Genomic DNA, 22,350 nt, shown 5'->3' with positions numbered 1-22,350 from the left:
GTCGGAGTGCGGGGTGTCAGCCGCATGGATGCGGCTGCCAAGCCTCCATGGATGGATTTACGGCGTCCCCGCACTCCGACACCGTCCCGCCAAACCACGGAATGCACGCTGTTGCTGTTGCCTTTGCTCCGGCTTGTAGCGGGTGCAGGGCGCAGCCCTGCAAAGAAAGCCCTACTCCTACGGATCGCGGGTGATGTGGATGTCGGTCGGGGTCGACAGCGGGATGTTCCGCTCCGCCAGGATCTGCAGCAGGCTGAAGTACAGATCGCTGCGGGTCGCATACACCTGCCGCGGGCTGGCCACGTACGCGAAGCTGTTGATGGTGATCTGGCCACCGGCAATGCTGTCGATGTAGACCGTCGGGGCCGGCTGCTTCAGCACGTTGGTGTGCGCGGTATACGCATCCAGCAGCGCCTGACGCAGGCTGCCGACATCGGTGCTGGGCGGCACCGCGAACTGGATCTGGATGCGGCCCTGGTTGTTGCCCATCGTCATGTTGCGCACAGTCTTGGTGACCAGCTCGGAGTTGGGCACGATCAGGGTGGACTTGTCGCCTACCTGGATCTCGGTCGAACGCAGGCTGATGCGGCGGATGTCGCCCTCCTGGTCGCCCAGCTTCACCCAGTCGCCGATCTTCACAGGACGCTCGGCCAGCAGGATCAGGCCGGAGACGAAGTTCTGTGTGATCACCTGCAAGCCGAAACCAATACCCACTGACAACGCACTGACGAGCAGCGCCAGCTTGGTCAGCTCCAGCCCCATCGCCGTCAACGCCCAGATCACGGCGAGGATGATGCCGACGTAGCGGGCGACGGTACTGACCGAATTGCGTGCGCCCAGGTCCAGTTCGGTCTTGGGCAGATAGGTATCGGTCAGCCAGCGCTGCACCAGCTGGGTGATCGCCAGGCCGGCCAGCAGCACCACAACCGCCAGCACAATCTGCATCGGCTTCAGGGTGGTTCCACCCAACGGAATGCCCGTGGTGAGCAGCGAAGAGAAGCGTTCCACCACCGCGCCGATGTTGCCAAACGGTGCCACCAGCGCCAGCAATGTGATCAGCACGACGATGGTGCGCAGGGCTGCAGAGAGCAGCACGCCGGCCTGCTCCAGCCGCGACACGCTCAGGCCGGTACTGAGCAGGATGGTCTGACCCACCTTGCTGTCGGCGTTGAGCATCCACGTGCTCAAGTCATCGACGAACTTGAACAGCAGCGTCGCCGCCAGCACCACGATGCTGCCGCCGATCAGCTGCTGGTTCACGAATTTGGCGAAGTTCAGGTAGCCCATCAACGTCGCGACGATGGCGGCCACCACCGCGACATTGCCCGCCACGCGCGCCAGCACCAGCCAGCTGCTGCGGCGCACCGGAGTGGCAGCGCCCACGCCATCGGCCTGCGCCTCCAGCTTGGCCTCGGCCTCGGCGGTCTGCCGGCGATGCAGGCGCGCCAGGGTCACCAGCATGGCCATGATCAGGCCCAGGTAAGTCAGCGCAATCAGGCCATCCAGCGCCACCGTGGTGACATCGCTGGTACGCGTGGCCTGATCGAGGGCCACCAGCACCGTGCTCAGCCAGGCAAGCGCCGCCGCGCCCCACGCGTACTTGCGCAGCTTGAGCGCGGCGGTGTCATCCAGATTCAGCAACCGCCACGACGGCCGCTTGGGAACCAGCATGCAGGCGCTGAGTGCCGCAATGAACGCAGCGCGGAACGTTGCGGTCTCCAGCCCGTCGGCCACCACCTGCAGGCGCGGCGCAATCGCATTGATGGCATCCAGCGCCGTCATCAGCACCACCACGGCATAGCCGGGCAGCAGCGTGCCCACCAGCAGCAGCCACATGGCCAGGCCGGAGCGCCGCAGGCGGCCATCGGGCGCACGCTCGGACGCGGCAAAGCGGCGACCCAGCCGGCGCAGCCACAACCGCAGCGGGAACATCATCACCAGTGCAGCCAGCAGGCCCAGCAGCGGCGTGCCCCAGCCATTGGCCCGGACGCCAGCGACGAACGTATCGCGCCCCTGCTCGGCCAACGGCGCGACGCGTGCGATATCGATCGGCAGGCGTTCGGCCACCTTGCTCCACAGTGCTGGAGACAACGGCGAGGCGACCTTCTTCCCCATGTCTTCGGCGCGTTGTGCAGTGCGCTGCTGGTCGATGTCGGCTGCCAGCTGCTGGGCACGCACGGCACTGGTCTTGGCCTGCGCTAAGGACGCGGCCAGTCCGTCGCGTTGTTTGTTGATGCTGCGCCGTTGCGCCGCCAGTTCGGGCGGCTCGGTGGTGCCCTCGGCAGGCGTGCCCAGCTGCGCCAGTTGTTCGTCGAGGCGGACGAGCTGTGGCTGCAGCTCCTTTTCCAGCGCCTCGGCGTCACGCCGTACCTGCGAGGCATTCTCGGACAGCATCGCCAGCGTCTCGATGGCAGCCGCATCACCACGCTTGCGGTCGACCTCCTTCAGCTTCGCATCGATATCTGCCAGCTGCTGCTTCGGCGTGGGCTCATCATCCTGTGCCAGCACCGGCGCGGACAGCAGGAGGGCAGTGCACAGCATCAGAACCCACCAGGGCCCCCGTGCACGGATCGATCGCAGGAAAGAAGACAAGCCAGCCACACCGGTTCGCGCGGACCACCGCGCCTGCGCGCGACTATACGGCAGAGCCGGTCAAGGGCGGATGGGTGGCCCCGGCAGCGTCGAGCATCAGTACTTCAGGCGCAGCTCTTCCACCGTGGGCTGCTGCAGCGCGTACCAGTCCTGGAACTCTTCCTCGGTGATTTCATCGGGCGCATACACCGCCACCGGGTGCCAGTCGTGGTCGGTCGGCAGCGGTTGGCGCGGGCCGGCACGCAGGCTGTAGGCCACGCCTTCGTAGTCGACCAGGTCATCGACCTGCGGCCACTGTTCGCGTGCGAACGCGGATTCACTCTTCAACAGGATCACCTGGTACATCGGCACCTCCACCTCGGTTGGATCAGGAAAACACGGCGCTGGCAGCAGGATACCGCCACGCCGGTGACAACGGGCGCTCCGCCGGGGCGACGGAACGTTCTGGACACGGCCATCGCCCCGGCTTCACCCGCCCATGGCAAGGCCATCGGCATCGTGGAGGCCCACCCCTGCCACGACCACCGATGACCGAGCACCCGCCGCTGAAGACCGTCGCCGACCTCAAACTGCCCCGCTACCTGGGCACCTGGTACGAGATCGCGCGCCTGCCGATGCGCCACGAGCCGGAAGGCTGCACCGACGTGTCGGCGCACTACACCCTGCTCGACAACGGCAACGTCGGCGTCACCAACCGCTGCCGTATGGACGGCGAGGTCGAGGAAGCCACCGGCGAGGCCTGCGCCGTCGACAACGACAGCGCGCGCCTGGAGGTGAGCTTCCTGCCCAAGGGCCTGCGCTGGCTGCCGTTCGCCAAGGGCGACTACTGGGTGATCCAGGTCGCGCCGGACTACAGCGTGGCACTGGTCGGCAGCCCCGATCGCAAGTACCTGTGGCTGCTGGCCCGCGAACCGCAGCTGGACGCTACCGTGCAGGACCATTATCTGGCGGCGGCCCGCCTGCAGGGCTTCGATCTGTCCGAACTGATCCAGACCCCCCATACCGGCCGTCCCACCGCCTGAGCAGCACACGGCTATGGACCTGAAGAGCGGTTACCCCTGGTGGGCGGTACGCAATGGATTGATCCAGGCGTTTCCGCCATTGGAAAAGGACCTGCGCTGCGACGTGCTGGTGGTCGGTGGCGGCATCACCGGTGCGCTGATCGCAGACGAGCTGTCCCATCACGGCCACGAGGTTGCAGTGATCGAACAGCGCGACATCGGCTGGGGCAGCACCGCTGCCAGCACCGCGTTGCTGCAGTACGAGATCGATACCCATCTGCTGGAACTGGCGCAGCGCCATGGTCAGGACGCCGCCGCGCTTGCCTATCGGGCGTGTGCCGAGGCGATTCCGGCCCTGGGCGACGTGGCTCGCGGCCTGAAAGACGTTGATTTCCAGCGCATGGACAGCCTGTACCTGGCCAGCCGCCATCGCGACGTGCCGCGCCTGATGGCCGAAGGTGAGGCACGGCGCGGAATCGGCCTGGATGCCCGCTGGCTGGGCCCGGAGGCACTGCGGAAGCGCTTCGACGTGGACGCCGGCGGTGCCCTGCTCACGCGCCAGGCGGCGCGGGTCGATCCCTATCGCCTGACCTATGCGCTGCTGCAACGCGTGCGCCGGCGCGGCGGCAATGTGCATGACCGTACGGTACTGCACACGCTCACGCCCAGCGCGCGCGGGGTAACCGCCCTCACCGAGGACGGCGCCACGATCCACGCCCGCCACGTGGTGCTGGCAATGGGCTATGCCAACCAACGCTGGCTGCATCAGCGCGTCGCACGCAACCGCAGCAGCTATGCCTTCATCACCGACCCGATCGATGCGGACGTGCTGGGCCGGCTGCGCAACACGATGGTGTGGGAGAGCGCACGCCCGTACCTCTACCTGCGCGCCACCGGCGACCGCCGCCTGCTGGTGGGCGGGCTGGACGACGCCATCGACATCCCCGCCCGCCGCGATAGGCGCGTAGAGCGCAAGGCCGACAAGCTGATGAAACAGCTCCAGCACTGGTTCCCGCGGCTGGATCCGGTGCCCGCCTTCTCCTGGGCCGGCACCTTCGCCGAAACCGCCGACGGCCTGCCTTTCTTCGGCCCGCACGATCAGTGGGGGCCACGGGTGCATTTCGCCATGGCCTACGGCGGCAACGGCATCACTTATTCGATGATCGGCGCCCAGCTGCTGCGGGCCCGGATCGAGCGGCGCAGGCATGCGCTGGAAGGGCTGTTCGGGTTCGGGCGGCTGTGACCTGCAGCCAGGCATGGCCTGGCTCTACCCCAATCCGGCGCCGACAGGCATCATTCAAGCAACCCCTGCTAGCGTCGGCCTGTACCGCCGCGTGTTGCGTGGCCACCTGTCCGCTGGAGCGCCGTCATGATCCGCCCCCTGACCCTGCTGCTGTGCCTGGCCCTGCCGGGAACCGTGCTGGCCCAGTCCGCCGCTGGCGCCACCGCGCCGCAGGCCGCCGGCCTGGACCTGACGCTGCCGCAGGCGCCGATGCGCTACCTCAACGACCCGGCCCTGCAGCAGGACCCGCCGGGCACGTACTACGGTGACAAGAGCGGCCCGCGCGTGCACGACGACGCGAAGATAGCCGACGTCACCGACGACAAGGTCAAAGTGTCCGGCAGCTTCACCACCGGCATCGGCTATTCCAAGAACGGTGGCAACAGCCACTACAACGCCGCCACGCTGAACCTGAGCAAGAACTACACCACCGATGAGGGCAAGACCCACGGGGTCAACGTCAACATCCACGTGAGCGAAGGCAAGGGCCCGGGCTTCTACGGCCCGTACGGCGGCTACTACGGCCGCGGCCCGGGCTACTGGGATTACCCGCCGCCGTTTGGCTGGTAAGCGCCGCGTCGGGCCTGGGCCGACCAAGGTCGGCCGCTACCGCTGCACGTGTCCGGTAGGTGTCGACCTTGGTCGACACGCTTTCTCCCCGTGTGCCGGCCAGCGGCCGGCACCTACCGGCACGCGAATCAATCCAGCCAGCCATCGCGCTCGCTGTGCAGGATGCGGCCGTCATAGCCGCTCAGGCGCACCTCCACTTTCTGGTTGCGGGCATTGCGGGCTTCCAGCGACCAGGTCGCACCATCGCGTTCCAGCGAATGGATCTCGCGCAGGCCATGCGCCTGTGCCCGTGCCAGCACCTGCTCGGTGGTCAACAGCGCGCGGCCGCTGTGCTCGTCGAAGATCTCGCCGGTCTTGGGGTCAACGTAGACCTCGCTGAAGCGGCCATCGGCGCGGCTCACGTCAGCCTCCCACAGACCATCATCGCGTTCGATCTCGTGGATCTGGGTGTAGCCGGCCTTGCGCAGGGTCTGTTCGACCTGGGCCATGCCCAGCGGTGCAGCCTGTGCGGCCGGTGCGATGGCCAGCAGAGCAACAGTGGCGAGGGTGAGCGACTTCAACATGGGGGTTCTCCTGTTCGTGTTCGTGGCCGGACCATCCCGGCAGCGCCACAATGCCCCCCGTGGTTAACAGCTCCTTAGCCGGCACTGTTAGCCAGCTGTTAGTCACCCCCTCCACACTCGCGCCTGTTCCTACAGCCCTCCCTGCGCCCCGATGCTCTCCACCCTGCCCCTGCTGCTGGCCCTGGCCAGCGCCCCGACCGCCGCCGCACCGGCACAGGACCCGGCGCAGCAGGTCGCGCGCCGCGCCGTGCAGCAGGGCCGCTACGTGCCGCTGGAAAGCGTGGTGCGCGATGCGCTCAAGCGCTTTCCGGGCCAGCTGCTGGAAGTGGAGCTGGACGATGGCGTCTACGAAGTGGAGATCCTGCGCGGCGACGGCGTGGTAGTGGAGCTGGACTATGATGCGCGCAGCGGAAAGCTGCTGAAGACGGAGCTCGACGACTGATGCGCATCCTGTTGGCCGAAGACGATGCCGCGCTGGCACAGCGCCTGGTGCCCCTGCTGGAGCAGGCCGGCTACGTGGTGCACGTGGTCGCCGACGGCCGCCAGGCCGAGGAGATCGGCCAGATCGAAGATCTGCAGGCCGCCATCGTCGACCTGGGCCTGCCCGGGCTGGACGGACTGAGCGTGATCGAGCGCTGGCGCGGCAACGGCCGCAGCTTTCCGGTGCTGGTGCTGACCGCACGCGGGCGCTGGCACGACAAGCTGGCTGGGTTCGATGCCGGTGCCGATGACTATCTCACCAAGCCATTCCAGGCCGACGAACTGGTGCTGCGCCTGCGCGCACTGATCCGTCGCAGCCACGGCCACGCCAGCCCGCGCCTGCACTGCGGCCCGCTGCAGCTGGACGTCAACGCCGGCCGCTTTGAACTGGATGGGCAGGCGCTGTCGCTGAGCCCGCAGGAGTTCCGCCTGCTCAGTTACTTCATCCACCACAGCGGCCAGGTGATCGGCCGCGACCGCCTGGGCGAACAGGTGTTCGACTGCGGCCATGACCCGGACTCCAACGCACTGGACGTGCTGCTCGGGCGGGTGCGCCGCAAGCTCGGCATCGACCTGATCCAGACCGTGCGCGGCCAGGGCTGGCGGCTGGCCGCGCCATGAACCGGCAACCCTCGCTGCGACGGCGCCTGCTGCTGGCTGGCGGTGTCGGCCTGCTGCTGGTCTCGCTGCTGGCCAGTGCACTGCTGGGCGAGCTGTTCAAGCGCAGCGCGCGCGATCGCTTCGACCATGAACTGCAGCAGGACATGCTGACCCTGCTGGCGCAGGCCGAAGTGGATGCGGACGGACAGCTGCGCCTGCGCCAGGAACCGAATGACGCACGCTTCCAGCGCGTGTTCTCAGGTGCTTACTGGCAGATCGCCGGTGCCGATGGCCGTGTGCTGCTGCAGTCGCGCTCGCTGTGGGATGAAACCCTGCCCGTCACAGCCAGCGGGCCGGCCACGCGCAATCTGAGTGGGCCGCTGCAGCAATCCCTGCGCGCACGCGTGCAGCAGGTGCGCCTGCCACGCGCCAACGAACCGTTCGTGGCCGTGGTTGCCACCGATCGCAGCGCGCTGGATGCAGACGTTGCCGCGTTCCGCCAGCGTACTGCCATCGCGCTGGGTGTGTTGGTCGCGGCGTGGCTGGCGGTGCTGGCCAGCCAGGTGCACTTCGGATTGCGTCCATTGCATCGCCTCGGTGCACAGCTGGAACGGGTGCGGCGCGGCGACGCGCAGCGCATCGATACACAGGGGCTGGGTGCGGAGGTCGCACCGCTGGGCGAGGAGCTCAACGCGCTGCTGGAGCATCAGCAACGCATGGTCGCGCGCGCGCGCACCAGTGCACAGGATCTGGCGCATGCGCTGAAAACCCCGCTGAGCGTGCTGGCCACTGAGGCCGACGGCGACGGCGCGGACTGGCGCGCCACCGTACGCGAGCAGAGTGCGCGTATGCAGGCCAGCGTCGACCGTTACCTGGCCGCAGGGTTGGCCGCCGACCATCGCCAGCGCACCGACGTGGCGGCAGTCGCACAGGCGATGTGCCGGCTGATGGCACGCGTGCATGGCGAACGTGGCATCACGTTCACGGCGGCTGGTATCGATCCGGCACTGCAGTTCGCCGGTGCCAGTGCGGACCTGGAGGAGATGCTGGGCAATCTGCTGGACAACGCCGGCAAGTGGGCGAAGCAACAGGTGGACGTCACTGCAGACACCATCGAAGGGCAGTTGCGCATTGAGGTACGCGACGACGGCCCCGGGCTGGCCGCAGACGCGCTGGAACAGGTCACCCAGCGTGGCGTGCGCCTGGATGAGCGCGAGGGCAGCAGTGGGCTGGGCCTGGCGATTGTGGGTGATATCGCTGCCAGTTATGGCGGGCGGTTGGCACTGGAGAATGCGCAGCCGGGATTGCGGGCCACGTTGTGGTTGCCGGTGGCGTGAGGCGGCCAACCTGACGGCGGGTAGTGCCGGCCGCTGGCCGGCAACCACGTGATCACCGGGAACGCCCTGCGGAAGCCGGCCAGCGGCCGGCTCTACCAAGCGCCAATCCGACCGATCGCCGTGCACCGGGCAGGCGCCGACCAAGGTCGGCATCCACCCAGCATCAACGGTGATGCATCCACCAGCAATCAATCGCGTCCAGCACGATGTGGATGATCAAACCGATACCGAACAACCGCGTTCTCTTCGGCACGCACAGGCCTGCATACACGGCAATCGCGGGTGCGGTGTGCAAAGGATGGAAACCGATGCTGCAGCGGTTCGGTGCATAGATCGGATCGGCCAGCAGGTGGTCCAGATCGATGATCCAGCCCAGCAGCATCAGCAGCCACGCCGAGGCGAAGCGCTTGCGCCAGAACAGCCATGCCAGCAGGGCTGGCACGGCGGCATGCAGGAACAGGTGGAAGATCGCGCGCGCGCTCATCGGGGCCGGTAGCGCCGGGCCATGCCCGGCGTTCCCGTTGACCTCAGACCAGCGGTTCGTCGGACAGGTAGGTGTAACCGGTCAGGCCGGCTTCCAGCGCCTCCGACAGCTCCTGCGCACGTTCCGGCGACAGCTGCGCCTCGGCCACGCGCTGCGCATAGGTCGCACGCAGCTCGTCCAGGCGGTAACCCACGTAATCCAGCATCACGTCGGTAGTATCACCACGGCGCTGCTGGGTGATGGCGTAGCCATCGGCATCGGCCAGCACTTCCACCGCGTCGGTATCGCCGAACAGGTTGTGGATGTCGCCCAGGATTTCCTGGTAGGCGCCGACCATGAAGAAGCCGATGCGGTAGCTCTCGCCCGGCTTCATCTTGTGCAGCGGCAGCGAGCTGTCCAGGCTCTCGTTCTCGACATAGGTTTCCACCATGCCGTCCGAGTCGCAGGTCATGTCGGCGATGATGCCGCGACGGTCCGGGGTTTCGTCCAGGCGCTCGATCGGCACGATCGGGAACACCTGGTCGATCGCCCACACGTCCGGGATCGATTCGAACACGCTGAAGTTGACGAAGTACTTGTCGACCAGGCGCTCGTTCAGTTCATCCAGCACCGGGCGATGGCTCTTCTCGTCGTAGCTCAGGCGCGCACGCACGCCATGGGCGATGGCGTAGAACAGATCGTCGATGCGCGCACGCTGCGGCAGGTCGATCTGGCCCAGCGCATAGCTGGCCAGGCCTTCGGCGTGGAAGTGCTGTGCTTCCTGGAACAGTTCCACCGCCGGGCGCACGTCCAGCTCGTCGTGGATCTCGCGCAGGTGGCGGATCGCGGCCGGCTCGTCGTCGTGCTGGTCCGGCACGCGGCCTTCCTGCGCCTCTTCCACTTCCGAGACATTGGCGATCAGCACCGCGTGGTGCGCGGTCATCGCGCGGCCGCACTCGGTGACGATGCGCGGCGGAGTCAGGCCGAACTCTTCGCAGGCATTGGCCAGCGGCTGCACGATGTTGCTGGCATAGGAATGCAGGCCGTAGTTGATCGAGCAGAAGCTGCGCGAACGGGTGCCTTCATAGTCCACGCCCAGGCCACCGCCCACATCGACGTGAGTGATCTTCGCGCCCAGGCGCGACAGCTCCACGAAGTAGCGGGTGGCTTCGCGCATGCCGTTGGCGATGTCGCGCACGTTGGAGATCTGCGAGCCCATGTGGAAGTGCAGCAGGTTCAGGCAGTCGGCGTACTCGGTGTCACGCAGCGACTTCCACAGGTCCAGCAGCTGGCGCGGCGACAGGCCGAACTTGGCCTTGTCGCCACCGCTGTTCTGCCACTTGCCGGCGCCCAGCGAGGCCAGGCGCATGCGCACGCCCAGGCCCGGCTTCACGTCCAGCGCCTTGGACTCTTCCAGCACCAGCTTCAGTTCGGAAGGCTTTTCGATGACGATGAAGGTCTGCAGGCCCAGCTTGCGGCCGATCAGGGCCAGGCGGATGTACTCGCGGTCCTTGTAACCGTTGCAGACGATCAGGCCACCCGGGCGCGACAGCGCCAGCACGGCCATCAGCTCGGGCTTGCTGCCCGCTTCCAGGCCGAAGCCTTCGCCGTGGTGGCTGGCCAGGGTGCCGGCCACGCCGCGGGTCTGGTTGACCTTGATCGGGTACACGGCGGTGTAGCCGCCGCTGTATTCCCAGTCCTGCTGGGCCTGGCCGAAGGCCGCCTGCAGCTTGCCCAGGCGCTGGCCGAGGATGTCCGGGAAGCGGACCAGCAGCGGCAGCTTGGCGCCGGCCGCACGGGCCGCATCGACCACCTTGGGCAGCGACACCACCGGGCCGTCCGCCCCGGTCGGTCTCACCACCATGTGCCCGGCCTGATCCACGTCGAAGTAACCGTCCGCCCAATGCGGGATCGAGTAGGTCTTGCGGGCTTGGTCGAGGGACCAATCGGTCATTTCAGTCGGCCTTGTTGGCAATAAAAGGGGGGGCATGATAACGCCTATATGCCCACAGGTTCGTTATCATGCGCGCCCGCGCCCGTGACAGGTTCCAACCTGAACGGGCCGATCCGTCCGGATGTGGCATCTGTGCCACGCGGCCCTGCCCGCCAGCCCGGCTTCACCTCTCCGAACAGGACTGTTTTCAAATGACTGACAGCAACAACTGGTACATCGAGCACTTCGAGCGCACCGGCTCGGCCATCGGCTACCGCATCACCGGCAAGCTGGACGAGGTGCAGTCGCCGTTCCAGAAGATCGAGATCTTCCAGACCACCGACTGGGGCAACCTGATGACCATCGACGGGGCCATCATGCTGACCAGCAAGGACAACTTCTTCTACCACGAGATGATCAGCCACCCGGTGCTGTTCACCCACGCCGCGCCCAAGCGCGTGGTGATCATCGGTGGCGGCGACTGCGGCACCCTGCGCGAAGTGCTCAAGCACACCGGCGTGGAGAGCGTGACCCAGTGCGATATCGACGAGCAGGTCACCGTGATGGCGCGCAAGCACTTCCCGGAACTGTGCGATTCCAACGACGACGCCCGCGCCGAGCTGCTGTTCGACGACGGCGTGGCCTACATGGCCAACTGCCCGGCCGGCAGCGTGGACGTGGTGATCGTCGATTCGACCGACCCGGTCGGCCCGGGCGAAGGCCTGTTCAACAAGGCCTTCTACGAGAGCTGCTTCAAGGCCCTGAAGGACGACGGCATCCTGGTGCAGCAGTCCGAGTCGCCGCTGATGCAGCTGGACCTGATCAACGAAATGCGCACCGAGATGGGCAAGGCCGGCTTCGGCTCGTTCAAGACCCTGCCGTTCCCGCAGCCGTGCTACCCCACCGGCTGGTGGAGCGTGACCATGGCGCGCAAGGGCGACAGCAGCTTCGACTTCCGCCAGGCCGACTCAGCCGCCAAGACCTTCAACACCCTGTACTACACCGCCGCGCTGCACACCGGCGTGCTGGTGACCCCGCCCTTCGTGCAGGCGGCGCTGAAGTAAGGCGTGCCGACCAACGGTCGGCACCCACCCAAAAGAAAACCCGCGCTGGCAACAGCGCGGGTTTTTTCATGGTCCGGTAGTGCCGGCCGCTGGCCGGCAACCGCATGTAACGATCAGAGCGCCCAGATACCGGCGATCACCGCCACCACCAGGCCCCACTTGATCAGCTGGTAGGCCACCACGCTGCGCTCGCGCAGCGCCTTGGCCTTCAGGCGCACCTTGTAAACGCTGCCGAACGCCTTGTTGACGCCACCAGTCGGGTCACCCGGCAGGTTCGGCGAGGCACCACCGGCCAGCAGCGTGGCCGCCACCGCGCGGTTGAACAGGCCCGGCAGGCCGAAGCGCAGCGGACGGGCGATGTCGCAGAACAGGATCACGCGGTCATCCGGCGTCTCGTTGTGCGCGTGGTGGATGTAGGTCTCGTCGAACATCATCCACTCGCCGTCGCGCCAGCTCTTCTTGATGCCGTCCACTTCGATGTAGCAGCCGTCGTTGTTGGGCGTGGCCAGGCCCAGGTGCAGGCGCAGCGAACCGGCGAAGGGGTCGCGGTGCGGGCGCAGTTCGCTGCCCGACGGCAGCTGCGCGAACATCGCCGCGCGCACGTCCGGCAGCGACTCGAGCAACGCCGTGGTCTTGGGGCACATCGCCTTCGCCGACGGGTGCGACGGGCCGTACCACTTCAGGTAGAAGCGCTTCCAGCCACGGCGGAAGAACGAGTTGAAGCCGGCGTCGTTGAACGTGCTGGACGCAGCGATCTTCTGTGCATCGCGCAGCGCCAGCGCCTCGTCGCGGATCATCTGCCAGTTCTGGCGCAGCGGCTCCAGCTGCGGAAACTCCTTGGCCGGGTCCAGGAACGGCGTGGTCGGCACCTTCGAGAACATGTACATGACCACGTTGATCGGGGCCATGAAACTGGAGTGGTCCAGCAGCTGGCGCGACCAGCGCGCGCGGACCTTGCCACGGAAGTGGATGTACAGCACGCAGGCGACGAACAGCGCTGCAATGACGATTTTGATGATCAAAACACTTTCCTCCAGCCGCAGCCGGAACGGGAATCAGGGCGATGCACGGCCGGACGGCCAGCACCGGTGGGGACCGCGGCAGGGGACGGGGACGTGCCAGGAAGGGGCGGCCGCCGATGTCGCGAATTAACAGCTTATGGTCGGCAGGCCGTGCGTCGGGGTCAAGCTGGACGTGCGTGACGTTCAGCGGGCCGCGGATGAACGAAATAGAGCGAAACGCAACCTATTGATTTTGAAAGAATCATCGGCCAAGTGAGACATAATTGTCCGATTGGGCGCGACGAACTGTTCCAGCCACGACCCCGACATTTCTCCGACAAATCGTGGAATAGCGAACTGGCGAGTACTAAAATTAACGAAAACTTAGTAACTCCCTGTAACACCGGTTCGCTTGACGCTTTGCGCCACCCACCGGGTCGTCCGAGACCCCGACATGTATCTTCCCGCTCTGCCCCCCTCCTCCTGCGGCGATGACGCCGCCACCCCGCTGCTGCTCAAGCGCGGCGAACGCTTCCTGGCCCCCGACGTCTACCGCACCTGCCTGGACGGGCGCGAGGCGGTCATCAAGGATTACTCCCGCTACCGCGGCACCCCCGTTTCGCTGATTGCACGGCTGATGGTGCGCCGTGAAGCACGCATGCTGCAGCGCCTCGGCGGCTGGAAGCATGCCCCCGCACTGCTCGGCACGCTGGGTGGCTTGGCACTGGGCATGGAGTTCATTCCCGGCCAGACCCTGAGCACCGCACAGGCCGTCGGCAACGACGTGTTCGAGCAGTTGCAGCACGCGCTCAGCCGCCTGCACGCCGCCGGCATCACGCACAACGACCTGCATGGCACCAACGTGGTGGTCAGCAGCGGCGTACCGGTGCTGCTGGACTTCACCTCGGCCTGGCGGGCCCCGCGTTGGCTGCGCCGCGGCCCGCTGAGCCGGCAGATGCGCCGCAGCGACATGAAGAACCTGCTGAAGATCCGCCAGCGCGTAACCGGCCAGGCGCCGAGTGCCGCGCAGGCTGCACTGGTGGCCGACCCGGGTTGGGTCGCCGCCGTGCGGCAGGGCTGGAAGCGGTTCTACAAGTGGGCCAAGCGCCGGTAAATGCTTTGCTTTGGTAGGGGTCGAGCTTGCTCGACCGCTTTACCGCTCCTTGTAGAGTCGAGCCATGCTCGACTGCTCTTCCTGCATCGCGCGAAATGCAGTCGAGCATGGCTCGACTCTACAGAAACCGGGTTACAACGCGTCCGCGTCCAGCTCACCGGTACGAATACGCACCACGCTGCCCAGGTCGTACACGAACACCTTGCCGTCACCAATCTTGCCGGTGCCGGCGGCCTTCACGATGGCCTCAACCACGGCCTCAACCTGGTCATCGGTCACCGCCACTTCCAGCTTCACCTTCGGCAGGAAATCGACCACATACTCCGCGCCGCGGTACAGCTCGGTATGACCCTTCTGGCGACCAAAGCCCTTCACTTCCGTCACCGTGATCCCGGTGACCCCACGCTCGGCCAGCGCTTCGCGCACGTCATCGAGCTTGAACGGCTTGATCACCGCCATGACCATCTTCATCGTCTATCTCCTGTCTTCCGGCGTGGAGGATAGCGCCTGAACGCGGCCCGTGCGAAGCCGCCGCCGCCTGTCCGGGCGATGGGTGCCGGCAGTATCCTTGTGCCCGAATGGCCTGCCCGCGCCGGATGCACGGGCCCACCCCCACGGAGCACCCCATGATCGACCTGAACCACATCGATGACCTCGCCCGTCGCCTCAGCGACCTGGTGCCGCCGGGCCTGCGCGAATCGCGCGAGGAACTGCAGGCCACCTTCAAGAGCGCGCTGCAGGCCGGCCTGGCCAAGCTCGATCTGGTCACCCGAGAGGAGTTCGAAGTGCAGCGCGCCGTGCTGCTGAAGACCCGCCAGAAGCTGGACGCGCTGGAAACCGCCGTGCGCGAGCTGGAAGGGCGCGGCGCCGCAGAATGAAAAAAGGAGGCGCACCGCGCCTCCCGTTTACAGATTATTTCCCGGATGGGGCCTTGCAGCAAGGCCCGCCGGGCGCCCTAGACTCGCCGGCCTGTCGATCCGGCAGGACACGCAGGGGCAGTGCCGATGGCGCAGGACACCGAATGGACACCCGTTTCGCATGACACCTGCGACCAGGTCGCCGGGCCGTTCTACCACGGCACCCGCGCAGACCTCGCGGTGGGCGAGTTGCTGAGCGCGGGCTTCCGCTCCAACTATCGCGACAGCGTGGTGATGAACCACATCTACTTCACCACGATTGCCAAGGGCGCCGGGTTGGCTGCGGAGATGGCCAGGGGCGAGGGGCGGCCGCGCGTGTATGTGGTGGAGCCGACCGGGTCGTTTGAAGACGACCCGAACGTGACCAACAAGAAGTTTCCCGGGAACCCGACGCGGTCGTATCGGAGTGCGCAGCCGTTGCGGGTTATTGGGGAGATTGTGGAGTGGGAGCTTTATGACGCCGAGTTCGTTCGGCAGTTGAAGGCGTTTGTTGCTTCGGGGAGTGGGGAGATCATCAATTGATGGAGGAAGACGCCGACGGGGCACGTCGGCGTCTTCCTATCAACACGCTCGTGTGGCCCTTATCCGCGAATCGTGCCACACGGCATCTCATCCTCCAGTCGTCTCATCGCGGCGACCGCACCGGTATCACCTCAATCCGCAGGCTGTCCCTGGTCAGGGCAACCGATTCCGGATGAATCACCACTCCGCCCGGCTTCCCGTGTCGAACCCGCCGATTCCTTCTGCCGAGGAATCCGAAGATGCCAGCACCACCATCAGCACCTAGCTGGAGCGCATCATCGACCCAATGACGAACGCCGCAGTCAGGCCCGCCCAGGACAGTACCGCCACGACAATCAGCAACACCTTCCGATGCATCGCCTGCGCCTCATGCCGATATGGCGCCTTGCGGTCGTACGGCCTGATCAGCCCGAACAGCTCGCCAGAGACGGTCAGCGCTCCCAGCAGCAACAGGGCAAGCATGCAGAACCCGAACAGCGTTCCAACGCCGCTCACCCGGGCGGCGTCGGTTGCGGCATCGGAATGACCGGCAAGGGCCTCGAAGAACGTCCCCACCCAGCCGGCCAACAGCCCGGCCAGGATCCCGACGAACCCCAGATGGCTGAAAAGATGCACCCAGAAGCGGGCTGGAAGTTTCATCACGAGAGGTCCTTCATCCAGTCAGAAGTAGTGGGCCGGCCACCAATTGAACACATCAACCCGCATGTGTGCCCATCAGTGCTCGAGGTGCGTCTTCAGCTCGTTGGAATCCCTGCGCAGCAGATACAACGCCACCAGGAATGGCCACAGCGAGTTGATCGAAGAGAACAGGCGCTGGGTCAGCCCTCTGAAGCCCTCCGGATCCGCGCCGACCAGGTTCAACCAGAGGTAGACGATGCTCGCAATGCTCACCAAAGCGGTCACGGCGTACGCCCTTCGGTTGGCAGACCACGCGCTCATCTCGATGTGCGACATCGCAGGTGCAATGATGTTTGCGATACCGATGGTGTAGAAGCCGTGCATCGGATGGCCCATGGGCCAGAGCCCGTTGGTCAGCATGGAGACGCCAAAGATCATCCAGCAGATCGCGCCTACGGCAATCCGGCGACCGGACTCCCGCCATACCCCGATGGAGAACGCCACGAAGCCCACGCCGGAGCCGATGGCGGCAATCCTGCCGCAGACGCTTGCGAGCGTTGGCGCCTGCAGCAGCTCGCTGGCGTGTTGTGCAAGCGGGTTGTAGCCCGGCGCGAACACGGCGGCAACGCTGGTCCAGAACAGGAACCACGGAAGCGGGACCAGACCCGCAGACAGAAGAAGTCGATTGCCGCGTAACACGTGCAGTGATCCTTGTTTTGGCCTGCGCCAGTGGGTGGAATCCGTTCAAACGCCGCAGATCCCTCCTGCTGCGGACAGGACAGTTCCGGGTGACTACAGCGGTAGTCAGATTCTGCGTGACGCCCTGCGGGGTCAATAGGCAGAAAGTCACTCATGCCCGCAAGTGATGCAGTCAACAACCTCATCTTTCTGGTCCAGCCTGAGCTTCCACGATTTCTGGCTGTAAAGTCGACGTGTCCCATGCCCAGGTTTGCCATGCCCGCCGTCGACCAGAATGACATTGTCGGTGCACAGCACGAAGTGCAACGGCTTCTTGGCCGTTGCATTCTGCGACTTCAGCAGTGCGAGCAACTGATGAAGTCCATGCTCGCCTTTCAGAAGTTGTTCGGTACGCCGGAAACACTCCCAATGGCCTTGGACAAGCGCAAAGCAGAGATCAGCGGCAAGACAATGGGGGTGCTGGTAGGTCACCTGACTGCCGAATGCGTGGTCAAAGAGGGCAGCGAAGCCCCTGGCGGCCCATCGGGTTACGACAGCAATTCAAGCTTCGTCGCTCTGCACATGGGGCTAGAGTTTCCAGAGCAATCCCATGCAACGCTGCAAGCCGACCTGCACGATCTGGTGAACCTCAGGAACGTGCTCGTTCACCACTTCATTGAGCAATACGATATCCAGACTGTCGAAGGATGCCTGGAGGCACAGGTTGCACTCAGCCGTTCCTACGCTCAGATCGACCCCCAATTTCAACGGCTGCGTGCACTTGCGGCAGATGTTGCGCAAGGAGCGAAAGCCTTTGCGGAACTGGTTCACTCACCTCAGTTCCATGACCTTCTGGTCAATGGCATCGCGCCTGATGGTCAGATCCACTGGCCGCTCACAGGTATTGTCAGTGCGCTGAGACAGGCCTTCCGAGAACGGGCAATCGACGGCTGGGTGAATCTGGACACAGCCGTTCGCTGGGTAGCAGAGCACCACCCGGAACAAACCCCCAAGAAGTACGGCTGTGCCCGATGGCGGCACGTCATTCACGAATCTCGTCAATTCGAACTGCGCCACTTCGCGCACCACGGCCAGCTCGGGGCTTGGTTCCGCGAGCGGCCAGATTCGCCTGGCTAGCCAGGCGCCGCTCTTGGTAGTAGCAGCAATACGCTTTCGCCTACCAAGTACTGTCGCATTTGCCGTTCCCTGCGTCTCTTACGGAAGGTTCTGACGACTCCGTTCCAGAAGTGCCGCACCGCCTAGCACGCCAAGGCTCTCGCGGCTTCCGGCGCTATGCGACAATGCCAAAAGCGTCTCGGGTTTTGGCGGCATTGACCCCATCCCCTTGGCATTCCCAACTACATCAGGCAACTCTGGTATCGCCACCGAAAACGGGTGGCCGGGCCTCGAAAACCCGTTTTGTTGGGAAGTAGTTTGCGCTTGCCAGCCGGCACCACCGCGCGTGGTGCCGGCTGGCAATCCGTCTGCCGGCTATGGCGGGCGGGGCGTGGGGGTCTTGTACCCGCCGGTTCCCAACATCCGGTTTTCGAGCCACGCTCTGCCCGCCACCTTTATCGGTGGCGGCTTCTGCCTGCTTGCACGGAGCCCGCCATGACCACGCCGCCCTCCCCTCCCCCGCGCCCGATCCAGGAAGCGCCGTCACGCGCTTCGGCCCCAGACCGCAACAGCCTCATCGCCATCCTGCACGCCATCGGCGCGGGCGCTGCGGCCGACGGCCAGCCTTGGCCCGAGCGCCATCACCTGCGCAGCCGGCAGATGGCGTTGTCCGACGCCGACTGCGCGCTCACCGGCCAGCGTATCGTGCAGGAGATCCTGCTGGCGGCCGAGCGCACGCGCCAGAACGGCGAGCCGGAGCAGTACGTGGGCGACCGGGTGATGGAGGGGCTGGTGATGGCCGACCTCGCGCTGACCGCCTTCATCCACGAGCGGATGCGACCAAAGGACTGAGCGTGCGTATGGCGCGGCGTTTTCTGTCTGTGTGCGGAGTGACGAATGAATCGCAGCGCCCTCTTCTGCATTGTTCCGAACTTTCCCGGGATTCACGCGAATCGGACACCTCGGGCACCGTTTCGGCGCAACTTGTGGCTGCACTGAAGCCCAGCTAGCATCGGTCCAACGGCTTTCCCGTTCTGCCCCCGCATCCATAGATGGACGCCCCCGTGACCGAATCGACCGCCACTGAAGTTTCAGCCGAAGCCGCATCTCACAAGGGCGAATTCTTCCTGATCGACGCCGGCCTCCTGGGCAACAGCAGGGTTCCAGGCATAGAGATCGCCAACGAAGAGAAGCTGATCGATCCAGGGATGAATGTCGTCTCGCGTCCTGATGGAACGCCAGGCCAGTATCCGGAGCGCCCCCACCTGATTCATGTGCCCCAGAAGGGAGCAATGCCACGCGATCTGGAAGAGCTCGCTGGCATCTGGATTGTGTCGGAACCGTTGAAGCAGCTGTTTGAACGGATGGACCCCGAAGCGTTTGCCTTTGTGGCCTGCGACTTCAGCCTTGCCGACGGCAGCCCCGGCCCTCGGTACTACCTGGGCAATGTGCTGCGCAGGCTCGATGCCCTGGATGAAGCCGCTTCCCGCGTGAGGATCAAGCTCGATCACAATTATCAGACCGGCGAGGACGAGAAGCTTTACAGCCTCGTTGGAGGAGCCAGCCTGGTGTTCAAACAGGACGTTGTGGGCGATGCCCATATCTTCCGCCAGGATCGAATGGGCGCACCGCCCATCTGCGACCGCGCGATGTTTGATGCATTGGCTGCGGCCAACTTCTCCGGCGTACGGCTGCGTGATGTAGCCGATCTCTAAGACGAGCTCCTTCAAACGGATTCTTGAACGAGGTGGTGCGCATGGCCGACACGCCGGTTTTTCAGGGACACCATCTGATCGAACAGAATGCGTTCGAGCAAAGCCAACTGCTGAAGTCGCTTGCCAGGAGTGGTCATTTCACGCTCCACGGACCCGACAACATTCTCAACCTGCCCGCGAACCCCGCGCTGGCAACCCGCCTGGGTATTTCGCCACACTCAGGCGGCCCGTTGAGTGCGTACACGGATCAACTGAAGTTCGTTCTCGACGACCTCACGGAAACCTACGATGGCCGAACCCTGCTGGCGAAGGATTCTCCGCCGGATGTGCGCGCTGCCGCCGTCGAGCGTATGGGTGCCCGCATCCAGAACCTGGAATACACCCTTCGCGCCGGCATCCTCAACGGCGACCTGGTCACCAACACGCCCGAGAACATGACCGCGGCGGAAGCCAACGCCAAGATCCGCACCTTCTTCTCCGATCTGGACGGCTACCAGCGCACCCACGCCGCGCAGATTGCGGAACTGAAGACCCTCAACCCCTCCGAGTTGCGCTGGCGCGCTGTCACCCAGTCCGAAGCCAATGTGAAGGCGGCGCTGGATGCCATCGACGAACCCGGCAACTCGACCCTGAGCGAGCGCTGGGGTGGCCGCGCATCGATGGGCACCGCGATTCAGGAGGCCAACCAGGGCGGTCGCCTGCAGCTGACCGAGCACACCGCTGCCCGCGTACGCACTGCGTTCAACCCGGAGATGCCACTGACCATCGTGCGCCCTGGCCCGGCAAGCACGGCCCCGGAACTGGCTGGCTCTGCAGGGCGAGCGGGCGCTGCAGAAGGTGCCGCCGAAGCTGCCGCCGCGCGCGGACAGATTACCGGCGCCCGCGTACTCGGGGCCGCGGGTGTCGCCGCACTGGCCGTGGACTTCGCCATCACCGGCCACCGCGTGGCCGAATTGCGCAGCGAGGGCAACGACGCCGGCGCAAAATCTGCGGCCACCCACTTCGTGGGGCGCACCGCGGGCGGCTTTGGCGGCGGCTTCCTGTTGGGCGCAGGGTACGGAGTCGTTACCGGCTCGTGGACCGGGCCAGGTGCGCTGGCTACCGGACTGCTGGGCGGCGTGGCCGGCGGCTTCGCCGGTGAGTACTGGGCCCAGTACCAGGACAAGAAAGCCGTTTACACCCAGGTGGACCGCAGTGGCAACGAATGGAGCCGCGACCCGGAGGATTCAGAGAGCACCTGGAGCCGCAGCGTGCGCACACCGCAGCCCGACGGAAGCTACCGCGAGATCACGATGGTCGCCGGTGGCCGGCTGGTGGACGAGCTGAACTACAAAGCCGCCAACGACTCATATTCACTGGGCATGGCCAATCTGCCCAGGCCGCAGAACCCCTTCAAGCTCAATGCAGGCGGCGAGAGCACGCCGCCGCGCGAGCCGTTTGAAACCAACCGCCACTACGTGCGCAATCCGCACAACGGCGAATGGAACCTCTCCATCCACTCAATGATTGATGGACGCGTTCCCTTTGACTACAGCGTGCCCGTCGGCCCGGAAAAGTCCGGCCAACTGGAACGGGAATCGCAGCGCATCATTGCCCAGAACGCGGCAAACACGCCCGAGGCGCTCGCCGCCCGTTACCAGGTCGCGTTCAACCAGTACAACTGGCACGAGTTCGCCACCATTGAGCCGGTACCGGAGGTGATCACCAACGCGCTGACCCAGACGCAGCCCCTGCGCGCCTCCAACGGCGAGAAGTACACACAGGACGCCAACGGGCAGTGGCAAACGCCGGGTTTGGTGTATGGCACCAACCCGGCCGAGGGCAGCATCATCGAGGAGCTCAATCGTACGCGCCAGAGCCAGCAGGCCGGCGTACAGGAGCTGACGTCCATGGCCGACATCGCCCGGGCCAACCCCACGCCGACCGAGTACGGCCTGCGCAGCCAGGTGGTGGACGCCTACCGTAGTGCCGGCATTGTGCGCAGTGCCGAAGAGATTGATGACGCCGTAGCCGCCGTTGCCCAGGATCACGCACGCGCCGTGCCCGACTTCGGCACGTTCACGCTGCAGGTACAGAAGGATGGCTCGCTGGCCACACTGGCTGGGAAAGATGACGAGCGCATGCAGATCGTTTCCGTCACCACGCCAGAGGAGATTGCTCAGGCACACGTGCGGCGCACGACCTCAGAACAAGAGCAGCAACCTGCGGGCGTCGCACCGGACGCACCTTCGCCACACGCCTCCAGGCCTGCCACGCAGCACGACGCTGACGTAGACCGAGACCAAAGCTCGGTCCTACGTCCGGATGGCAGCAGGCTGCTGGAGCAGTTGCGCTCGTCGGTAGCCGTGCTGGATGAAAAGAACAACAAGCCGTGGGACCAGAGCAGCGACCGCCTGCTGGCCAGCGCCTACAGGCTTGCGGCAGACGCCGGGTTCAAGCCCGGCGACAAAGTAGACATGGCATTGAGTGAAGCCACCGAAACCCGTGCTGCGGGTACCACGCTGTTCGTGACGCGCTCCGGGCCGGGCGCGTCCTCGGACCCCGCCGCCAACCGGGTGCAGATGCCAACACAGGACGCCCTGGCGATCGCACCGGAGCAGCAGTATGCAGTGGCCAACCGGAGCCTCGACGCTCAGGATCGGGAGCAGTCGCAGCAGCTGGCGCAAGCGCAGGAGCGGCAGCAGGAAGAGAGCCGGCAGGGGCCACGGATGGGCTGATGGCAGCGGTTCTGGCTGATCAACGTCGATCCACTTGATACCGGGCGAGTTCCGGCGCTCACATTGC

23 protein-coding genes are annotated in these 22,350 nt (G+C 65.5%); 14 read left to right on the top strand and 9 right to left on the bottom strand.

All coding sequences use genetic code 11. The features are described from left to right. Positions 1–177 precede the first annotated feature (177 nt). Complete coding sequence (locus ABE423_RS12640) at positions 178–2,541, bottom strand: DUF3772 domain-containing protein (protein ID WP_346486242.1); 2,364 nt, start codon at positions 2,539–2,541, stop codon at positions 178–180. Between the two features lie 147 nt (positions 2,542–2,688). After that, the gene (locus ABE423_RS12635) at positions 2,689–2,937 is read right to left on the bottom strand and encodes a hypothetical protein (RefSeq protein WP_006399378.1); all 249 of its coding nucleotides are present in this window, start codon (positions 2,935–2,937) and stop codon (positions 2,689–2,691) included. 182 nt (positions 2,938–3,119) lie between these two features. On the opposite strand from ABE423_RS12635, the gene ABE423_RS12630 reads away from it, so the two are divergent. From ABE423_RS12630 to ABE423_RS12620, 3 genes are all read left to right on the top strand, one after another. Beyond that, positions 3,120–3,614, top strand: coding sequence for a lipocalin family protein (locus ABE423_RS12630; RefSeq protein WP_285301785.1), 495 nt, complete (start codon positions 3,120–3,122; stop codon positions 3,612–3,614). Between the two features lie 13 nt (positions 3,615–3,627). After that, positions 3,628–4,836, top strand: a complete 1,209-nt coding sequence (locus tag ABE423_RS12625) for an FAD-dependent oxidoreductase (protein WP_346486239.1) — start codon at positions 3,628–3,630, stop codon at positions 4,834–4,836. 126 nt (positions 4,837–4,962) lie between these two features. Next, entirely contained in the window at positions 4,963–5,445 is a 483-nt protein-coding gene (locus ABE423_RS12620) for a hypothetical protein (RefSeq protein WP_049400799.1), read from the top strand. Positions 5,446–5,573: 128 nt separating this feature from the next. On the opposite strand, the gene ABE423_RS12615 is transcribed toward ABE423_RS12620, so the two are convergent. After that, entirely contained in the window at positions 5,574–6,008 is a 435-nt protein-coding gene (locus ABE423_RS12615) for a PepSY domain-containing protein (RefSeq protein ID WP_125894255.1), read from the bottom strand. A gap of 151 nt (positions 6,009–6,159) precedes the next feature. Here ABE423_RS12615 and ABE423_RS12610 point away from each other — a divergent pair, with 151 nt between their 5' ends. Genes ABE423_RS12610 through ABE423_RS12600 form a run of 3 tightly spaced genes read left to right on the top strand, consistent with a single transcriptional unit; the run spans position 6,160 to position 8,425 of the window. Then, the gene (locus tag ABE423_RS12610; protein ID WP_005411366.1) at positions 6,160–6,450 is read left to right on the top strand and encodes a PepSY domain-containing protein; all 291 of its coding nucleotides are present in this window, start codon (positions 6,160–6,162) and stop codon (positions 6,448–6,450) included. Then, positions 6,450–7,109: a response regulator transcription factor gene (locus ABE423_RS12605; RefSeq protein WP_125894258.1), complete on the top strand. Its 660-nt coding sequence runs from the start codon at positions 6,450–6,452 to the stop codon at positions 7,107–7,109. The genes ABE423_RS12610 and ABE423_RS12605 overlap by 1 nt, the downstream gene beginning before the upstream one ends. Further along, on the top strand, positions 7,106–8,425 hold the full coding sequence (locus tag ABE423_RS12600) for a HAMP domain-containing sensor histidine kinase (protein ID WP_125894260.1): 1,320 nt from the start codon (positions 7,106–7,108) through the stop codon (positions 8,423–8,425). The genes ABE423_RS12605 and ABE423_RS12600 overlap by 4 nt, the downstream gene beginning before the upstream one ends. 163 nt (positions 8,426–8,588) lie before the next feature. Here ABE423_RS12600 and ABE423_RS12595 read toward each other — a convergent pair whose 3' ends face one another. Both ABE423_RS12595 and speA read right to left on the bottom strand, forming a co-directional pair. After that, entirely contained in the window at positions 8,589–8,909 is a 321-nt protein-coding gene (locus tag ABE423_RS12595; RefSeq protein WP_019661547.1) for a DUF6122 family protein, read from the bottom strand. A 43-nt stretch (positions 8,910–8,952) separates the two neighbouring features. Continuing rightward, positions 8,953–10,842, bottom strand: a complete 1,890-nt coding sequence (gene speA / locus ABE423_RS12590; RefSeq protein WP_012512349.1) for an arginine decarboxylase — start codon at positions 10,840–10,842, stop codon at positions 8,953–8,955. A 191-nt stretch (positions 10,843–11,033) separates the two neighbouring features. Here speA and speE point away from each other — a divergent pair, with 191 nt between their 5' ends. Then, on the top strand, positions 11,034–11,885 hold the full coding sequence (gene speE / locus ABE423_RS12585; protein ID WP_032127130.1) for a polyamine aminopropyltransferase: 852 nt from the start codon (positions 11,034–11,036) through the stop codon (positions 11,883–11,885). 113 nt (positions 11,886–11,998) lie between these two features. Here speE and ABE423_RS12580 read toward each other — a convergent pair whose 3' ends face one another. Continuing rightward, positions 11,999–12,904 carry an aspartyl/asparaginyl beta-hydroxylase domain-containing protein gene (locus ABE423_RS12580; protein ID WP_024957655.1) on the bottom strand — a complete coding sequence of 302 codons (906 nt, stop codon included), beginning with the start codon at positions 12,902–12,904 and terminating at the stop codon, positions 11,999–12,001. A gap of 436 nt (positions 12,905–13,340) precedes the next feature. Here ABE423_RS12580 and ABE423_RS12575 point away from each other — a divergent pair, with 436 nt between their 5' ends. Beyond that, the gene (locus ABE423_RS12575; protein ID WP_125894262.1) at positions 13,341–14,000 is read left to right on the top strand and encodes an RIO1 family regulatory kinase/ATPase; all 660 of its coding nucleotides are present in this window, start codon (positions 13,341–13,343) and stop codon (positions 13,998–14,000) included. 132 nt (positions 14,001–14,132) lie between these two features. Here ABE423_RS12575 and ABE423_RS12570 read toward each other — a convergent pair whose 3' ends face one another. Continuing rightward, a complete protein-coding gene (locus ABE423_RS12570) occupies positions 14,133–14,471 on the bottom strand; it encodes a P-II family nitrogen regulator (RefSeq protein WP_005411374.1) in 339 nt (112 codons plus the stop codon). Positions 14,472–14,626: 155 nt separating this feature from the next. Here ABE423_RS12570 and ABE423_RS12565 point away from each other — a divergent pair, with 155 nt between their 5' ends. Both ABE423_RS12565 and arr read left to right on the top strand, forming a co-directional pair. Next, complete coding sequence (locus ABE423_RS12565) at positions 14,627–14,878, top strand: accessory factor UbiK family protein (RefSeq protein ID WP_049421110.1); 252 nt, start codon at positions 14,627–14,629, stop codon at positions 14,876–14,878. Between the two features lie 126 nt (positions 14,879–15,004). Beyond that, a complete protein-coding gene (gene arr, locus ABE423_RS12560) occupies positions 15,005–15,439 on the top strand; it encodes an NAD(+)--rifampin ADP-ribosyltransferase (protein WP_125894264.1) in 435 nt (144 codons plus the stop codon). Positions 15,440–15,700: 261 nt separating this feature from the next. Here arr and ABE423_RS12555 read toward each other — a convergent pair whose 3' ends face one another. After that, the gene (locus ABE423_RS12555) at positions 15,701–16,078 is read right to left on the bottom strand and encodes a hypothetical protein (RefSeq protein WP_125894266.1); all 378 of its coding nucleotides are present in this window, start codon (positions 16,076–16,078) and stop codon (positions 15,701–15,703) included. A 75-nt stretch (positions 16,079–16,153) separates the two neighbouring features. Next, on the bottom strand, positions 16,154–16,756 hold the full coding sequence (locus ABE423_RS12550) for a DUF998 domain-containing protein (protein WP_125894268.1): 603 nt from the start codon (positions 16,754–16,756) through the stop codon (positions 16,154–16,156). A 255-nt stretch (positions 16,757–17,011) separates the two neighbouring features. Between ABE423_RS12550 and ABE423_RS12545 the strand changes: the two genes are divergently transcribed. The 4 genes from ABE423_RS12545 to ABE423_RS12530 all read left to right on the top strand — a co-directional run bounded on the left by ABE423_RS12545 (position 17,012) and on the right by ABE423_RS12530 (position 22,283). Further along, positions 17,012–17,872 carry an OST-HTH/LOTUS domain-containing protein gene (locus ABE423_RS12545; protein ID WP_293792092.1) on the top strand — a complete coding sequence of 287 codons (861 nt, stop codon included), beginning with the start codon at positions 17,012–17,014 and terminating at the stop codon, positions 17,870–17,872. Between the two features lie 474 nt (positions 17,873–18,346). After that, positions 18,347–18,703 carry a hypothetical protein gene (locus ABE423_RS12540; RefSeq protein WP_125894272.1) on the top strand — a complete coding sequence of 119 codons (357 nt, stop codon included), beginning with the start codon at positions 18,347–18,349 and terminating at the stop codon, positions 18,701–18,703. 200 nt (positions 18,704–18,903) lie between these two features. Further along, positions 18,904–19,566: a DUF1629 domain-containing protein gene (locus tag ABE423_RS12535; protein WP_071227692.1), complete on the top strand. Its 663-nt coding sequence runs from the start codon at positions 18,904–18,906 to the stop codon at positions 19,564–19,566. A 41-nt stretch (positions 19,567–19,607) separates the two neighbouring features. After that, the gene (locus ABE423_RS12530; protein ID WP_125894274.1) at positions 19,608–22,283 is read left to right on the top strand and encodes an XVIPCD domain-containing protein; all 2,676 of its coding nucleotides are present in this window, start codon (positions 19,608–19,610) and stop codon (positions 22,281–22,283) included. Positions 22,284–22,350 lie beyond the last annotated feature (67 nt).

Source organism: Stenotrophomonas sp. TWI1409 (assembly GCF_039673015.1).
Lineage (GTDB): Bacteria > Pseudomonadota > Gammaproteobacteria > Xanthomonadales > Xanthomonadaceae > Stenotrophomonas > Stenotrophomonas maltophilia_A.
This window is presented reverse-complemented; position numbering and strand designations above follow the sequence as displayed.

What these genes read in the sequence shown, in the direction of transcription:
- ABE423_RS12640 (WP_346486242.1), bottom strand. Translation starts at nt 2,541, where the DNA reads ATGCTGTGCACTGCCCTCCTGCTGTCCGCGCCGGTGCTGGCACAGGAT.
- ABE423_RS12635 (WP_006399378.1), bottom strand. Translation starts at nt 2,937, where the DNA reads ATGTACCAGGTGATCCTGTTGAAGAGTGAATCCGCGTTCGCACGCGAA.
- ABE423_RS12630 (WP_285301785.1), top strand. Translation starts at nt 3,120, where the DNA reads ATGACCGAGCACCCGCCGCTGAAGACCGTCGCCGACCTCAAACTGCCC.
- ABE423_RS12625 (WP_346486239.1), top strand. Translation starts at nt 3,628, where the DNA reads ATGGACCTGAAGAGCGGTTACCCCTGGTGGGCGGTACGCAATGGATTG.
- ABE423_RS12620 (WP_049400799.1), top strand. Translation starts at nt 4,963, where the DNA reads ATGATCCGCCCCCTGACCCTGCTGCTGTGCCTGGCCCTGCCGGGAACC.
- ABE423_RS12615 (WP_125894255.1), bottom strand. Translation starts at nt 6,008, where the DNA reads ATGTTGAAGTCGCTCACCCTCGCCACTGTTGCTCTGCTGGCCATCGCA.
- ABE423_RS12610 (WP_005411366.1), top strand. Translation starts at nt 6,160, where the DNA reads ATGCTCTCCACCCTGCCCCTGCTGCTGGCCCTGGCCAGCGCCCCGACC.
- ABE423_RS12605 (WP_125894258.1), top strand. Translation starts at nt 6,450, where the DNA reads ATGCGCATCCTGTTGGCCGAAGACGATGCCGCGCTGGCACAGCGCCTG.
- ABE423_RS12600 (WP_125894260.1), top strand. Translation starts at nt 7,106, where the DNA reads ATGAACCGGCAACCCTCGCTGCGACGGCGCCTGCTGCTGGCTGGCGGT.
- ABE423_RS12595 (WP_019661547.1), bottom strand. Translation starts at nt 8,909, where the DNA reads ATGAGCGCGCGCGCGATCTTCCACCTGTTCCTGCATGCCGCCGTGCCA.
- speA (WP_012512349.1), bottom strand. Translation starts at nt 10,842, where the DNA reads ATGACCGATTGGTCCCTCGACCAAGCCCGCAAGACCTACTCGATCCCG.
- speE (WP_032127130.1), top strand. Translation starts at nt 11,034, where the DNA reads ATGACTGACAGCAACAACTGGTACATCGAGCACTTCGAGCGCACCGGC.
- ABE423_RS12575 (WP_125894262.1), top strand. Translation starts at nt 13,341, where the DNA reads ATGTATCTTCCCGCTCTGCCCCCCTCCTCCTGCGGCGATGACGCCGCC.
- ABE423_RS12570 (WP_005411374.1), bottom strand. Translation starts at nt 14,471, where the DNA reads ATGAAGATGGTCATGGCGGTGATCAAGCCGTTCAAGCTCGATGACGTG.
- ABE423_RS12565 (WP_049421110.1), top strand. Translation starts at nt 14,627, where the DNA reads ATGATCGACCTGAACCACATCGATGACCTCGCCCGTCGCCTCAGCGAC.
- arr (WP_125894264.1), top strand. Translation starts at nt 15,005, where the DNA reads ATGGCGCAGGACACCGAATGGACACCCGTTTCGCATGACACCTGCGAC.
- ABE423_RS12555 (WP_125894266.1), bottom strand. Translation starts at nt 16,078, where the DNA reads ATGAAACTTCCAGCCCGCTTCTGGGTGCATCTTTTCAGCCATCTGGGG.
- ABE423_RS12545 (WP_293792092.1), top strand. Translation starts at nt 17,012, where the DNA reads ATGCCCGCCGTCGACCAGAATGACATTGTCGGTGCACAGCACGAAGTG.
- ABE423_RS12540 (WP_125894272.1), top strand. Translation starts at nt 18,347, where the DNA reads ATGACCACGCCGCCCTCCCCTCCCCCGCGCCCGATCCAGGAAGCGCCG.
- ABE423_RS12535 (WP_071227692.1), top strand. Translation starts at nt 18,904, where the DNA reads ATGGACGCCCCCGTGACCGAATCGACCGCCACTGAAGTTTCAGCCGAA.
- ABE423_RS12530 (WP_125894274.1), top strand. Translation starts at nt 19,608, where the DNA reads ATGGCCGACACGCCGGTTTTTCAGGGACACCATCTGATCGAACAGAAT.